This is a genomic window from Mesorhizobium sp. M0854 (assembly GCF_040319815.1).
Lineage (GTDB): Bacteria > Pseudomonadota > Alphaproteobacteria > Rhizobiales > Rhizobiaceae > Mesorhizobium.
This window is the reverse complement of sequence record NZ_JAMYOL010000022.1, coordinates 14,271-28,558: the sequence shown is the minus strand read 5'-3', so window position 1 is coordinate 28,558 and position 14,288 is coordinate 14,271. Positions and strand designations below refer to the sequence as shown.

Annotated in this window: 12 protein-coding genes and 1 riboswitch; of the genes, 6 read left to right on the top strand and 6 right to left on the bottom strand. The window is 59.5% G+C overall.

Annotation, left to right across the window (positions count from 1 at the left end; translation table 11 throughout):
* Nucleotides 1-41 precede the first annotated feature (41 nt).
* The gene (locus NKH99_RS24935; RefSeq protein WP_353016090.1) at nucleotides 42-875 is read left to right on the top strand and encodes a helix-turn-helix transcriptional regulator; all 834 of its coding nucleotides are present in this window, start codon (nucleotides 42-44) and stop codon (nucleotides 873-875) included.
* 316 nt (nucleotides 876-1,191) lie between these two features.
* Here the strand turns inward: NKH99_RS24935 and NKH99_RS24930 are convergent, their stop codons facing one another.
* Entirely contained in the window at nucleotides 1,192-1,446 is a 255-nt protein-coding gene (locus tag NKH99_RS24930; protein WP_353016086.1) for a hypothetical protein, read from the bottom strand.
* Nucleotides 1,447-2,002: 556 nt separating this feature from the next.
* A riboswitch (cobalamin riboswitch) is annotated at nucleotides 2,003-2,203 on the top strand.
* Nucleotides 2,204-2,298: 95 nt separating this feature from the next.
* On the opposite strand from NKH99_RS24930, the gene metE reads away from it, so the two are divergent.
* Nucleotides 2,299-4,644, top strand: a complete 2,346-nt coding sequence (metE, locus tag NKH99_RS24925) for a 5-methyltetrahydropteroyltriglutamate--homocysteine S-methyltransferase (RefSeq protein WP_353016084.1) — start codon at nucleotides 2,299-2,301, stop codon at nucleotides 4,642-4,644.
* Between the two features lie 98 nt (nucleotides 4,645-4,742).
* On the opposite strand, the gene NKH99_RS24920 is transcribed toward metE, so the two are convergent.
* From NKH99_RS24920 to NKH99_RS24910, 3 genes are read right to left on the bottom strand one after another with little or no spacing between them, the layout of a single operon-like run.
* Nucleotides 4,743-4,961 carry an FMN-binding negative transcriptional regulator gene (locus tag NKH99_RS24920; protein WP_353016081.1) on the bottom strand — a complete coding sequence of 73 codons (219 nt, stop codon included), beginning with the start codon at nucleotides 4,959-4,961 and terminating at the stop codon, nucleotides 4,743-4,745.
* A 34-nt stretch (nucleotides 4,962-4,995) separates the two neighbouring features.
* Nucleotides 4,996-5,898: a dihydrodipicolinate synthase family protein gene (locus NKH99_RS24915; RefSeq protein ID WP_353016078.1), complete on the bottom strand. Its 903-nt coding sequence runs from the start codon at nucleotides 5,896-5,898 to the stop codon at nucleotides 4,996-4,998.
* A gap of 52 nt (nucleotides 5,899-5,950) precedes the next feature.
* A complete protein-coding gene (locus NKH99_RS24910) occupies nucleotides 5,951-7,183 on the bottom strand; it encodes a trans-sulfuration enzyme family protein (protein WP_353016076.1) in 1,233 nt (410 codons plus the stop codon).
* Between the two features lie 74 nt (nucleotides 7,184-7,257).
* Between NKH99_RS24910 and pdxR the strand changes: the two genes are divergently transcribed.
* The 3 genes from pdxR (at nucleotide 7,258) to NKH99_RS24890 (ending at nucleotide 10,693) form a co-directional block, all read left to right on the top strand.
* Complete coding sequence (gene pdxR / locus NKH99_RS24905; RefSeq protein ID WP_353016073.1) at nucleotides 7,258-8,763, top strand: MocR-like pyridoxine biosynthesis transcription factor PdxR; 1,506 nt, start codon at nucleotides 7,258-7,260, stop codon at nucleotides 8,761-8,763.
* A 454-nt stretch (nucleotides 8,764-9,217) separates the two neighbouring features.
* Nucleotides 9,218-9,925 (top strand): B3/B4 domain-containing protein, encoded by a 708-nt coding sequence (locus tag NKH99_RS24895; RefSeq protein WP_352818152.1) that lies wholly within the window; start codon nucleotides 9,218-9,220, stop codon nucleotides 9,923-9,925.
* 246 nt (nucleotides 9,926-10,171) lie between these two features.
* A complete protein-coding gene (locus NKH99_RS24890) occupies nucleotides 10,172-10,693 on the top strand; it encodes a helix-turn-helix domain-containing protein (RefSeq protein WP_352468280.1) in 522 nt (173 codons plus the stop codon).
* A gap of 277 nt (nucleotides 10,694-10,970) precedes the next feature.
* Here NKH99_RS24890 and NKH99_RS24885 read toward each other — a convergent pair whose 3' ends face one another.
* Together NKH99_RS24885 and NKH99_RS24880 are read right to left on the bottom strand one after the other, a co-directional pair.
* The gene (locus NKH99_RS24885) at nucleotides 10,971-12,026 is read right to left on the bottom strand and encodes a cytochrome-c peroxidase (protein ID WP_353016177.1); all 1,056 of its coding nucleotides are present in this window, start codon (nucleotides 12,024-12,026) and stop codon (nucleotides 10,971-10,973) included.
* Between the two features lie 812 nt (nucleotides 12,027-12,838).
* Nucleotides 12,839-13,141, bottom strand: a complete 303-nt coding sequence (locus NKH99_RS24880) for a DUF982 domain-containing protein (RefSeq protein ID WP_353016070.1) — start codon at nucleotides 13,139-13,141, stop codon at nucleotides 12,839-12,841.
* A 557-nt stretch (nucleotides 13,142-13,698) separates the two neighbouring features.
* On the opposite strand from NKH99_RS24880, the gene NKH99_RS24875 reads away from it, so the two are divergent.
* A complete protein-coding gene (locus NKH99_RS24875) occupies nucleotides 13,699-14,169 on the top strand; it encodes a Ros/MucR family transcriptional regulator (protein WP_352684092.1) in 471 nt (156 codons plus the stop codon).
* Nucleotides 14,170-14,288: the final 119 nt, after the last annotated feature.

Here is a 14,288-nt window from a genome sequence, read left to right as displayed (position 1 = left end):
AATTCATCCACAACGCGTGTGTTGAACACGCGAGGTGAGTTATGAACATGAAAGAGCTTAGGGTTCGACTGGGCATGACTCAAAAAGATTTGGCAGAGCAGATGGCAACGACGCAACAGACTGTGGCCCGTTGGGAAACAGGCAAAACGCAGTTGAACGTCGAGCAGATCAAGGACCTTTGTCTCACGTTGAAATGCACGGTCGAGGAGCTGCTGGGCTGGAAGATTGACGTCGGGGAGTGGCGCACGAGCCCGTTTGCAATTGCCGATGCCGAAACGCGATACGGCACGCTCAGAATCAAGACGACTGTTGGCAGCCGCCAATATCCTATCGATGAAAAGGCGCGTGAATCGATTTTACGTCAGTTGAAGGAACTTCATAATCTGCGTAGAAATAACACAAGCAGGCCATGGCTGTATTGTTGGAGCCTTGACAACAAAATACTCTTGATAAATCCGCAATATGTCCGCACCATTGAGCTTATCGGTGACGATGTAGAGGAGCTGCCAGAGTATTATCATCCAGAAATCTATCGGGCTTTGGATGACTGGGATAAGGGTGAGGTTTCAGGAAAGCTGAAGAAAGAATGCGATGCCATCATCGCAGAGATGGGTGATCAGGAAGCCGTGCGCATGGCCTCCTATGTTCGCGTCACATATGACGACGGAGAAGATGAGTGGAACTTCTTGGATGAAGAAACCGCTACGACTTTCTTCGGATTGGAAGCTGCGACCTTTGACGTTCCCCAGTGTAGTTTCGCCGAAGTGGAGGAAGAAGGTTACTACCGAGCGCGATACGCCAACCTTGATCGCGTCGCGGTGATGGAGGTTCCAAGCGACCGTTATCACAGATTGACCGCGCCCGAGGAAGCTTAGAACCATCCACGAAGGGCGCATGTTACATCTCGACCTTGCGTGGTGCGTTTTCAGTACGAGATGACGTTAAGCGTAGGTAGTGGCAGGTAAGAGTGCTCGACCAGAAGCTCAACTGCCTCCTCAATATCGCTGCCGATGTGCCGCAGGACACCCCGCGGGAGCGTGGATAGGCGTGAAGTTCCTGCACTCCACGGTCCGCTCTCCCATCGCCGGTGTGTGCCCGACGCCATCTTGTGGACGAGCTTGGCCGCCTGCACCCGGTTGTATTCCGGCTTGCGGTCCGCCTGGGCGGTCCGCCGCGATGGCTATCTCCATGTCAATCGGCGCCGAACTTTGACTGCCCGCTGCTTTTGATGAATTTGGCGAGGTCCCGCGCATAATCACTCTTGGTCTTCTCCTTGAGGCCCTCTGTCGCGAACTTGTGGTCCAGCAGGGCAAACAGGTCCAAGTCCCCTTCCGCCTGTGGCGCTGGCTTGCCCTCACCGCCCTCGGCTTCCCAATTGGGGACCGCTTCTGCGCGCTGCACCGTGGCGATTGTCCGCCCAAGACGCATCACAAGATCGAACGCCAAACCGTGCGCGTGCACGACGATTTGCCGCTCAGGCCTCATTTGGACAGGACTTGAGCTGGCCCGGTGGTTTGAGCCGGGTTACCTTGAGCCGGTGGGCTGCCAACAAGCAGTTCGAGACATTGGCCTCGATCACTTCGCAACACGCCGCTGCGCCTGGCCTCGGTGTGCTCCCCCCCGAAATCGTTGTGTCATATCACCGAGGGCATCACGGCCAACAGCTTCCACATGGGCAACAGCCTCACCATTGAGCCGAATATGGTCGCGAGCAGATCACCAACGAAGCGGTCGGAACCTCGGAGCCGAAGTTCGACGCCGAGGTGGTTCGCATGATGCGCTAAGCAGCACCACGGCGCTTACCGGTATGTTTGCTGCCGGCAGCCGACGAACTCCTATCCTCCTGGACAAGGGCGCCGTGCGTCATTGCTTTGATTTACCGGCCGCTCAAGGCTTCCACAGTTTTCGCTTTCGAGGCGACCTTTGGAACATGCCAACGGAAATTTAACATAACGACATAAACATTTCTTTATGCGGCGTTGACAAAGAAGCGAACTGCTGTAATTGTCTCCCGCGTCGTGGTTCTCCGTACGGCGCTGCCGCAGCGGAGCTAAGAGGGAAGCCGGTGCGATGCCGGCGCTGCCCCCGCAACTGTTAGCGGCGAGCCAACCCCACTCATGTCACTGAGGCGAATAGCCTTGGGAAGACGGGTAGAGGCTATGACCCCGCGAGCCAGGAGACCTGCCACGGCGAATTACGTCCACGGGCGGGGTGTCTCGGTGGCCGCTGCAGCCTGGCGTTCGTGCCGGCCTGCTAGCGCCTTCCTTGTCACCGACGCCCCAACCATCGGGGTCTGGCATGACTATCTCTCAGCAAATTCCTGTAGCAACGCTCGGCGTGCCCCGCTTCGGTCGTCGGCGAGAACTGAAATTCGCGCTTGAAAGCTACTGGTCCGGAAAATCGTCCGCTGCCGACCTTCTCACGACCGCGAAGGCGCTCCGTGCCGCTAGCTGGGAGGAGCAGCACGATCGCGGCGTGTCGAAAATCCCGTCGAACGACTTCTCGCTCTACGACCATGTGCTCGACACCGCAGCCATGGTCGGCGCCGTTCCATCCCGTTACGGCTGGAATAGCGGCGAGGTTCCACTTGACATCTACTTCGCAATGGCGCGGGGCAACCAGGGTCAGACGGAGGATTGTCGACACGCTGGTCACCAGCAGGCGGCTCATCGGTCTGATGTAACCGCGATGGAAATGACCAAGTGGTTTGACACCAACTATCACTACATTGTGCCGGAACTCAACGATGATCAGACGTTCGCCCTCTCGTCGACGAAACCGGTCGATTACTTCATCGAGGCTAAAGCTCTCGGCGTTCACACACGCCCAGTCATCCTTGGACCGATCACCTTCCTCAAGCTGGCGAAATCGCCTGCCGAAGGATTCGATCCCATCGCGCTCCTGCCGCGGCTGCTGCCCGTCTACGAGCAACTCCTGCAGAGGCTGAAGCTGTCTGGAGCCGACTGGGTGCAGATCGATGAGCCAGCGCTTGTCCTCGATCTGAACCCGAGCGAACGAGCTGCGTTCGAATTCGCCTATGGCCAGCTGTCGAAAGCCGCGCCCGAGCTGAAGATCATGCTGGCTACCTATTTCGGGCCGCTGGGAGACAATCTCGAAACCGCGGTTTCTCTGCCCCTGGCCGGGCTGCATATTGATCTCGTGCGCGCTCCCGAGCAGCTGGAAACGATGGGTCGGCTCGCACCGAAGGATGTGGTGCTCTCGCTTGGCTTGATCGATGGCCGCAACGTCTGGCGTGCGAACCTGCCCGCCATTCTCGACCGCATCAAACCGATCGTCGCCGGCTGGCCCTTGGACCGCGTCGAGATCGCGCCTTCTTGCTCGATGCTGCATGTGCCGATCGACCTCCGCATGGAGACGGAACTCGACGCGGACATCAGGTCGTGGCTCGCCTTCGCGGCCCAGAAGACCGACGAGTTGGTGTTGCTTGCCCGGGCCCTGTCCCAAGGCAGGGATGCGGTGGCAGGCGCGTTGAAAGCGTCTGCCGAGGCCGCCGCCACTCGCGTGACATCCACGAAGATCCATGACCCACTGGTTGAGGGGCGGATCGCCAGCATTGACGACAGCATGAAGCGACGAGAGAGCGCTTTTGCCGAGCGCTCCAGAGTCCAGGCCGGCACGCTCGGGCTGCCGCCGTTCCCGACGACGACCATCGGGTCCTTCCCGCAGACGCCGCAGGTACGCAGGGCGCGGGCCGCTCATGCGAAGGGCCAGCTGAGCTATGTCGACTACGAGACCTTCCTGAAGAAGGAGATCGAGGCTGCAATTCGCTGGCAGGAAGAGATCGGGCTGGACGTGCTGGTGCACGGTGAGTTCGAACGAAACGACATGGTACAGCATTTCGGCGAGCAGCTGTCCGGCTTCGCCTTCACCCAGCATGCCTGGGTGCAGAGCTATGGGTCGCGTTACGTGCGCCCCCCCATCATCTTCGGCGACGTATCGAGGCCCAATCCGATGACGCTGCGCTGGTGGCAATTCGCCCAGTCGCTTACGGAAAAGCCTGTGAAGGGAATGCTCACAGGCCCAGTGACCATTCTCAACTGGTCTTTTGTTCGCGACGACGTACCCCGCTCCGAAGCATGCCGCCAGATCGCGCTCGCCATCCGCGACGAAGTGACGGATCTCGAATGGTCCGGCGCAAGGATGATCCAGATCGATGAGGCCGCGTTTCGCGAAGGATTGCCACTGCGCCAGTCTGATTGGAACGACTATCTCGACTGGGCTGTCGAATGCTTCCGGATCGCTTCAACGGGTGTAAAGGACGCGACTCAAATCCATACCCACATGTGCTATTCGGAGTTCAACGAGATCATCGACGCGATCGCTGAAATGGATGCGGATGTCATTTCGATTGAGACGTCGCGCTCGAAAATGGAGCTGCTGGACGCTTTCACGAGCTCCAAATATCCGAACGAAATCGGTCCCGGAGTCTATGACATTCACTCACCACGCGTCCCGGAAGTCGGCGAGATTTCGGATCTCGTCATGCTTGCCCGCGAGCGACTGTCGGATGCCCAACTGTGGGTAAACCCGGACTGTGGCCTCAAAACACGCAAATGGGAGGAGGTCCGCCCTGCCCTCATGAACATGGTTGCTGCAGCACGCGCGCTCCGGGAGAAAGTGTAGGCCGGAGGGTTTCCTGGTTGCTCACCATGTGGTGAGTGACCGGCTGCCGCATGTCGGCCGTGAATGTGCCAAAACGCGATCACATCCTTTGAAATAAGTCACTCGAGCGAGAATGTGCACTTTCCTTCGGCACGTGTATTAATCGCGCAGGAGTAAAGGGTACCGTTTTCTCCCTGTGACGTGTCGAGTTCGAAGGGGATGTGATTGGCGTCGAGACCGCTCCGGCCATGGGTTATCAGCATGCCAAGTGCACTGTTCTCGATCAGTTCGTAGAGGACTTCTCGGCTCGGTTCATCGAAATGCGCGGGTAAATACATGACAGTTCCTTTCACTGGCCGCCGGGTTCGCTATTCACCGGTTGACATCCGATGGCAAGCGTTCCAACGCGGCGGCGATCTGGCGCTTCGCTGCTGAGGGCAGAGGCAGGATGGGACGCGGGGGGTCGGCACGGCAAATCTCGAGCAATTCGGCAAGTGCATAGACGACGCGAAGGCTCGAGAACTCCTTGAAGAGGCTCCAGAGCGGCGCAAGCGTGGCATCGATCCGTCGCGCTTCGGCCGCATCGCCCTGTTGCGCCGCCGTGACGATCTTCACGCAGACCTCGGGCAGGATGCCGGCGAGGACGCTGTACCATGTGTCGGCGCCGGCGATCATGGCCTCTGCGGCGTTCCAGTCGCCGCTGTAGCCGATCGAGAACCCTTCCGGCACAGTGCGCCTCTGGTCGGCCAGATGGCTCTTGATCGCATCGCCCTTGTCTGTCGGATTCTTGATAGCGACGATCCCTCGCACCTTTGCCAGGCGGCTGACGAGTGCTGGGGTGAAACGGAAATGCGTCGTTCCTGGATTGTCGTAGATGACGATCGGAAGGCCACTTTCGCGCGCCACCGTGGAGAAATGTTCGAACACCTCGTCATCAGTGAGCGGGGTGTAAGAGGCGGCGGCAAGCAACCCCGCGGCAGCCCCAAGGGCCTTGGTGTCCTGCGCGAGCCTCACTGCTTCGTCGGTGCGCAGCGCGCCCACACCTACCACGACCGGCATTTGTCCCCCGGTTTCGTCCAAGGTCTCGGCGAGCGCCCGTCGCCGTTCCTCGCGCGTCAGAAACATGTATGTGCCGGTGCTGCCGAGAAGACCGATGGAATCGACCTGAGCGGCGCAAAGCCTGGCAATCAGCTTGCGCAGAGCAACGGTATCGACACGGCCGTCACGATCGGTCGGCGTGATGGGAAACGCGGAAAGGCCGCTCAGGAATGCCATGGCAAGGCTCCGGGTTTGTACGCGAGCGCGGGACTGGCCGGACCACAGGTCATCACAAGGCGTCCAGAGCCCGCCGCAGGTCGGCGATTAGGTCATCGGCGTCTTCAAGACCCACCGAGAGACGCATGAGGTCCTCGCCGACTCCATCGGCCAGATGCGCATCCTTGCGGATCGGCTGACGAGCACGGGTCAGGCTTGCCGGATGATAGATGAGGCTGTCGGCATCGCCGAGGCTGACAGCCCGGGTGATCAGGTTGAGCCGGTCCATCATCCGGCGCGCGCCCTCGAATCCGGCGTGGAGGCCAAAGGCCAACATGCCCGACCCGTGGGACATCTGCTTTCGCGCCGTCACCTGATCAGGGTGCGAGTCGAGGAAGGGATAACTCACCCATGCCACCGCCGGGTGCGCCTCGAGTGCCTGAGCCACCGCAAGGGCCGTGGCGCTGTGGCGTTCCATGCGTAGCGTGAGCGTCTTCAGACCGCGGAGGATCAGGAAGGCTGACATGGGCGAGAGCGCTGCGCCGGTGATGTAGCGCAGGCCCGTCTCGTGCAGCGTGCGGAGCGTTTGCGCGTCGCCGAGAATCGCCCCGCCAAGGGCATCGCCGTGCCCATTGATGTATTTGGTCAGGGAGTGGAGCACGAGGTCGGCCCCATGTTCGAGCGGCCGCTGGAGCGCGGGCGAGGCGAAGGTGCTGTCGACTGCAACCTTTACACCGCGCGCGTGGGCGCGCTCGGCAATGGCAGCGAGATCAAGGATGCGGCTCAGCGGATTCACCGGCGTCTCGAAAAAAACAAGCCGGGTCCGCTCGGTAATCGCGGCATCGAGATTTTGAGGATCGGACAGGTCGACCGCGACGACCTTGATGCCGAAGCGGGGGACCGCCTGTTCGACCATGGCAAGCGTGTTCGCATAAAGCGTCTTGTGGACGATGAGTTCATCGCCTTGGGACAGGAGCGACAGGATCAGTGTGCCGAAAGCCGCCATCCCCGAGGCAACGACCAAACCTGCCTCGGCTCCTTCCAGATTGGCGAGCCGTTGCTCGAGGATCTCCGTCGTCGGATTGTATTCGCGCGCATAGAGCCTTCCGCCAAGGGTGGCAGCGGCCTCGTTCGCTGCCACGCTTTCGAATCCATAGGTCGAGGTCAAGAAGACTGGCGGCTGAACGGCATTGGAAAAGCCGGCGGGATCGTAGCCATGATGGATCGCCCGAGTGGCGAATCCGGGACCGGTGTCGTTGGGCGACCGCGTGAGAGCATCGGTTTCCGATTGATAGGAGCGGGTCATTCGGCCTCTGAGATCTTGCTTGGGTTTCCGAAAGATTGACGGCAAACTGGCCAATGTGAAATATCCAGTTGGCGATGAATGAAATGGTCCAGTTTTCAAGTGCCGGTTCTGCAGGTCGCACGCACGCGATGGGTGCACGCCAGATCTACGAGGCTCTTCGCGAGCAAATCCTCGGCGGCGTCTATGAAACCGGCAGTCAGCTGCCGTCCTCCCGAGGCCTCGCAAATGACCTTGGGGTTTCGCGAACGACGGTGACGGTCGCCTATGACCAACTGACCGCGGAAGGTTTCATCGAAGTCCGTCAAGGCGCACGACCTCGCGTTGCATCTTCGCTGATCGGTCCTGAGGCGAGCCGCACTGTCGCGAAACGAGTCGGCCCGCTTCATCTGTCCGCCTATGGCGAACGACTGCGCGTCACGCCGCCCTGGCCGGATTATCTGCCGACTGGGCTGAAGGTCGATTTCCGCTATGGCGACCTGGCGCCGTCAGACTTCCCCGCATTGGTCTGGAAACGTGCGATGAGCAAGGCGATGGGGCAGCGCCCGTTGCGTCTTGCCTATGACGATCCGCGCGGCTCGCGCCGGCTGCGCCAGGCGCTCCAGGGCTATCTCTGGCGCGCCCGAACCCTGAGTTGCGACCTCGAGCAGATCATCATCGTCAACGGTTCGCAGCAGGGCCTAGATCTGTGCGCTCGCCTGCTTCTCGATCCCGCCGACCGCTTCGTCATCGAGGACCCGTGCTATAGGATGGCGCGTCAGGTCTTTGCCAGTACGGGTGCCTCGCCCGTCCCGGTCACCGTCGACGAGGACGGGATGAAGACGGAGTTGCTGGCGGGGATCGGGGCACGACTGGCCTATGTCACGCCATCGCATCAGTTTCCGCTGGGCGGCGTCATGCCGATCACGCGCCGCCACCAGCTTCTGGAATGGGCGCGGCACAACAATGCCTACGTGATCGAGGACGACTACGACAGCGAATATCGGTACGACATCAATCCGGTCCCTCCGCTGCACAGTCTCGAGGACCACGGGGCTGTCATCTACCTCGGCACGATCTCCAAAACGCTCTCGCCGATGCTGCGTATCGGCTATCTCGTCGTCCCGACGGAATTGCAGGAGGTCTTCGCTACCGCCAAACAATTCGCGGACCGGCATTCGCCGGTGGCTGAACAGGAGGCTCTGGCCTGTTTGATCGAGAGTGGCGGCTACGAAAGCCATGTGCGGCGTGTGCGCAGGCTGAACGGCGAGCGTCGGGAGACGTTGTTGGGCGCCTTGCGGCGCAGCTTCGGCGATCGCATCGCTGTCCAGGGAGCAGAGGCCGGTCTGCACGTCGTCGTTTGGTTCGACGAACTGCCGCGATCGCGGGAAACGACCCTCGTCGAAGCCGCCCGAGGCGCGGGTCTGGGGCTACACCTGATCTCGCCCCTTTACGAGCGGCAGTCGGACGAAGGCCACATCGCTCGCACGGGGCTTGTCATGGGCTATGCCGCCTTGAGCATTCGGCAGATCGAGAAGGGCGTTGAGATCCTGCGAGCGGTTGTCAAGCAGGTGCAAGACGCGTTGCCGGGACACGGTGGCTAAAACGGCGGGACGTGGCGTGCTGGCGAGGAAACCGACCCTTGGGCTGAACCGCATTTCGTTGCAAAGCCAACTGGACTGGGAATACGCCATGCAACTGGTGCTGTTGATCAGGCCAGTTTGGCGGCAGATTTTTCGTGCGAGACGAATTTCCGAGAGCGATGCATGCGGCAAGGAAAACTGCTTCACATCCATATCGCGCCCGCTGCCTTTTATGAAATGGAGGATCTGGCGGAGGCGTAGCTTGTTGCCGGCCGAGCGGGCTCGAGCACCCGCAAGAGATAATCGACGATCTCTACCAGGCCTTGTCCACGGCCGAACGATGGAATTATCCAGCGCATAGTGCGGCATGCACCATGCCGATGCCAGAAGATCGGGACGCTCGACAAGCACCTTTCTTCATACATTTCCCGAACGACCCGCAGCGCAAAGCCTCCCCATGAGAAAAGAGCATCCCATGTCTTTCACGCCATTGATTGACCCCGAGATCAAGGCCCGCTACCCGGATTTTCATCTGATCAGCATTGTGGTGCGGAACGCTGAAATCGACGTGCCGGATGCACAGGCGTTGAACGACACGATTGCGGCGGCGGAACAGGCGGCGCTTCGCGATGACGCCCAAAGGGACGCGCATCTTGCGGCGTGGGCCGTTGCCTACGAGGCTTTCGGCACAAAAGCCAATCGAACGCCGTGCTCGGCCGCCGCGCTTCTCAAGCGGGTGCGGAAAGATGGCTCTCTCCCGCGGATTTCCCCACTGGTTGATGCCTACAATGCCGTCAGCGTGTTGTATGGCGTTCCGATTGGCGGGGAGGATCTCGATCTTTACCAGGGGGTCCCGAGACTTTTAATTGCGAAGGGAGCGGAGCCATTCGACACGATCCAGCAAGGTGAAATGGTAACCGAGCATCCCGAACCGGGCGAAGTCATCTGGTGCGATGATGCCGGTGTCACGTGCCGCCGCTGGAACTGGCGGCAGGGGCGGCGCACCATGGTCACGGTTGATACCCGCGCCATGTGGCTCGTGCTGGAAGCCCTCGGCCCAATGTCAGCTAAACAGATGACGGCCACCGGAGAGCATCTGATGGGACTTATCCAAGCGTTGTGCCCGGGTGCGCGAATCGAAACCGCGCGGATCGACGAGTCCACTACATCTCGTGTCCCTTAGGGCATGGCCCACCTTCCGGAAAAACACCCCACTCAGCCCTGTCCGGATCTGGCGCTCCTTGCTCGCTCCGCTGGCCTACACAGTTGATTGCGAACGACCCAGAACGGCTCTCGAAAACGAGCGTCGAACGAAATCAGATCACTGCTTGTTCTCCCTTAGCGTTGTTTGGCGTACTTTTATCGCGATGCCTCCAGTGGGGATGGTCCAAATTGCGCAAGCTCGGTCGAGTGATCGCGGAGAAGCTTAATGTCGACTAAATCGAAATTCATGGAGCGGTACGGACAACGGGTGCGAACCCGGGACGTCGTCCCGGTGTCGTCAGGCTCTCCCGTCCGACTGAGCCTCAGTTTTCTTCACGGCGCGAATACTCCTGAGGCCGCCCGGATTCTCGTTAAGAGACAGCTGCCGCTCAGGACGGCCCACGCGATACTTACGGAGATGGTCGATCACGGCAAGGCGTTCGTGACGGTTCCTTGCGTCGACGACCTATTGGCACTGAAGAATGAACTGTCGTCCGCAGGCGTGATCGCGAAGGTTCATGCGCCGCGGCCGATAAGTGTTCGCGAAGTCCGGGATCGCACGAAGCTCTCTCAGGAGGCATTCTCCGTGAGGTATGGCCTCGATCTGGCAACGCTTCGAAACTGGGAGCAAGGTCGCTCGAAACCGGATGCAGCGGCGAATACTCTCCTTTGGACCATCGCCCGGAATCCGGAAGCAGTCGAAGAATCGCTGGACATGGAGGACGGAGTGGCTGCCCCTTCGCCCTAAGGGGGCCGATCACTTCGGCGCGCGGCAATTCGGCCGCCAGCGCGATGGCCGGCCGCCGCGCGGTATCGCCAGCGCGCGAGCCTCATGCGTCAGACGCCTTCCTTGGCATGTCGCACGCCAGATCCCAAACATGATTCCATCGCAACGAGCTGGTGACGGAAGCAGTGTCTGCACTTTGGAAACGAGCCATTTGCGTTCTCATGGACGTCGCGACTCGTCTCGTCCAGTAAAAGTCGCAATCATTGTCAATTGCGATGTTCCGCAGTCAGCTGGCCGTTTATTTTCCTAAGATCTGCGTTATAGGCCTGGGTGTTGTCGCTGTTTCGGCGGGTAAGATGGGATAGGCGACCTCGGGTGCCTTTCCGGTCAGCGAGTTGAGGAAGGCAACAAGCAGGTCGACTTCTTCGTCCGCCAGTACCACGCCAAGCTGGGTGGTTCCCATGATGGCAACGGCCTGTTTCAGATCCCAAACCTTGCCCGAATGAAAGTATGGCGCGGTGAGTGCAACGTTGCGCAGCGGCGCCACGCGGAAAACATAAGAATCGTCGGCTGCATTGGTGACCGCAAATCGGCCCTGGTCTTTTTCCGGCAGGACCTCGGCGCTGGGCTGTTCCACGAGGCCGAATGGGTAATAGGCTTCCCCACCAACGTTGATACCGCCATGGCAGGACGAGCAGCCTTTGTCCATGAAAAGCGCCAGGCCCTGTTTCTGTTCGGAAGTCATGGCGGCGTCATCGCCATTCAGGAAACTGTCGAAGGGGGCCGGCGTGACCAGTGTCGCCTCGAAGGCTTCGATTGCCTTGGCGAGGTTGTCGAAGGTGACCCGATCGGCTTCAGCCGGAAAAGCTGCATCGAACCACTCGACATATTGCGGCATGGACTTGAGCGTGGTGATGACTTGGCCCGGTGTATTGGCCATTTCGATCCCGGCTTGGACCGGTCCCTTCGCCTGAGCCTTCAGGTCTTCGGCACGACCATCCCAGAACTGGGCGATGTTGAAGACAGCGTTCAGTACAGTCGGCGCGTTGCGCTGTCCCTTCTGCCAACCATGGCCGATCGAGGTTTCGTGATTGTCGTCGCCGCCGGTGGCCAGGTTGTGGCACGAGTTGCACGACAAGACGCCTGACGCAGAGACGCGTGGATCGAAGAACAGTGCCTTGCCGAGAGCGATCTTTTCCGGGGTGATCGGGTTGTTGGCGACTGCCGGCGTGGTGGGTGGCAAAGCCTTGAAAGTGGCCATTGCCGTTTCTCTGAGGTCTGCGGGGATCGAATCCGCAGCAAAGGCGGTGGCCGTCAGCAAGGGGACAGCCATCGTACTGAATAGGATTTTCATAAATGATCTCGCTGCGTCGTGCACGCAGCCACTCTGGGATATGCGGCTCATGAATGCCCTGCGCTAGATCAGTTGCGGGAGAGGACCGGGTGGTCTGACACCTGTTTTTGCGGCAGAGCTTGGACCGTCCCGGAATTGAACGCTCTTCTCGATTGGATTTTGGGAGGCGGAGGATCGCTGCTCGGCAAGCGGCGGCGCCGGAGCCGTGCTCCGGTTCTCTCTGCGCCTTCTACCATGAAGAAATCGGGTCCGCCGCTGTCTCAGATTTCGGCTGGGGGCCGGTTATCTGTTCCGCTGCAGGTCCTGCTCGATTTCCGGGCCTTCGCCAGATCGACGTTGGCCCAAACGATCCGCGATCGCGTCTTGTAGCACCCTTTGCGGGACAATCTTATTTTCGACTGTGGAGGGCCGTTTGGGGTGAGCGAAATTAAACGAATTTCAAAGGGCGCCCAAGTAGCTGTTTTGATTAGCTTGTGAGCCCTATAGCCCCCATCGAGCGAATATTGGCAGACGATGGAGCACAATTTTGGCTTCGTTATCATCTTGCTTCAATGGGACAACTGCTTTGCAATAACTACACGGAAATTTACCATCATGAATTTGAGAGAACCAAGCCCCATGCAGTGATTTTCACATCGGAAGCGTTGCAGTCCTGTCGCGAGAAGTTGATTTAAAAATACAACAAGATTATTAACATCGCCATAGGGCCAAAATATTGTTTGTTCGCTATAGTACGCTTCAGATGCCGGCGAAATCTCGATACAATAACCTCGTCGGCGTACCCACTCCAGCCTCACATACGGCTGCGACGCCTATACTTGCGCTTTTCCACTGCCCGACATGCAGGCAGCGAGCCATTGCATCGCGGAGGTTGCATCTTCCAATATGGCGACCTGTTCCCCAAAGCGGAAAAAAGTCTTGCGCGCTGCGCTCGCAGGTATTCGTCCGTTGTATGCATCAAAGCACGCCCTGAGGGCGGCTTCGTAGATCCGGTCTCTGCGATCTTCTGGCCCTTCGTTGAGAGAATCGATAGCATCCGCAGGACTGGCAATCTCTTGCACGATGTGCGCTGCACGCCTTACGAAAAGTGGGCTGCTGAAAGTCCCTGAGCTCATTCGTTCCTCCCGACCTGCTGAACCGCTAGTTTGCGTGAACAGGCGCCTCCTCTACACCCGCCCACCATTGCGGAATGTGTTGTCACAGCGGTAGCGGTTCAATAGCAAAGCAGCGGCGTGATGTCCTCGGTTTACCAGCGGTCCAATCCCTAACATCCTGCTGCGAGAGCGGCTCACCGGATGAATCTACATCGTTTCGACCATTGCGAATCAACGCTTGATAGTTCCTCCACGCGCCATCAGGAAGCGGCCACTGCTCCGCCACCGATTTCACAGCCAAAGAGAGGATGGCGAAACAGAAATAGCCCGCTTCGTTTCGAGATTACTGGTCATTTCGGCGCAAAGCTTACGGCCGAGACGCGCCTGAAAATGCGCAAGCACCGCGGCAGGTCACCAACAACGGACGGATCAACGGTCACGACAGCGGGATACCGCGCCATAGATCTCGCTGGACGAGCATCGCAATAATCGTCTCGAGACCTTTGTTGCTTTCAGCGGCGACCGCCACTATGAAGCGACGCTTCGCCGACTGTGTTTCACGCCGCCTGGAGAGTTTCATGACAGAAGAAGCCGAAAAAAACATCGACACCCTCATCGAGCTCACGGCCGATGTCGTCTCAGCCTATGTCTCCAACAATCCGATCCCGGTGGGGGATCTCCCTGCCCTCATCGGCCAAGTGCACGCGGCTCTGAAAGGGACGGCCGGAGGTGTCTCTGCAAAAGAGCCGGTTGCCCTTACGCCTGCAGTCCCGATCAGGAAGTCGGTGACACCGGACTACATCATCTCCCTTGAGGACGGGAAGAAATTCAAATCGCTAAAGCGCCATCTGTCGACCCACTATGGGCTGACGCCGGATGGATATCGGGCCAAATGGGGCCTGCCGGCGGATTATCCCATGGTCGCGCCGAACTACGCCGCGGCGCGCTCGTCATTGGCCAAGACAATGGGGCTCGGCCGCAAACCGAAAGCGCCGGAAGCGCCGGAGCCGGCGCCGACGAAGCGAACCCGCAAGAAGGTCGCGGCTTGATTTCGGCAATCGAGATTCGTTCTGGAGCGTTGCAGCCATCGGCTTAATCTGCGCGTCATATAAAAAGGCGGGGCCAACCCCGCCTTCCTTTCAAACAACTTTGTTTCATGAGGAATTCG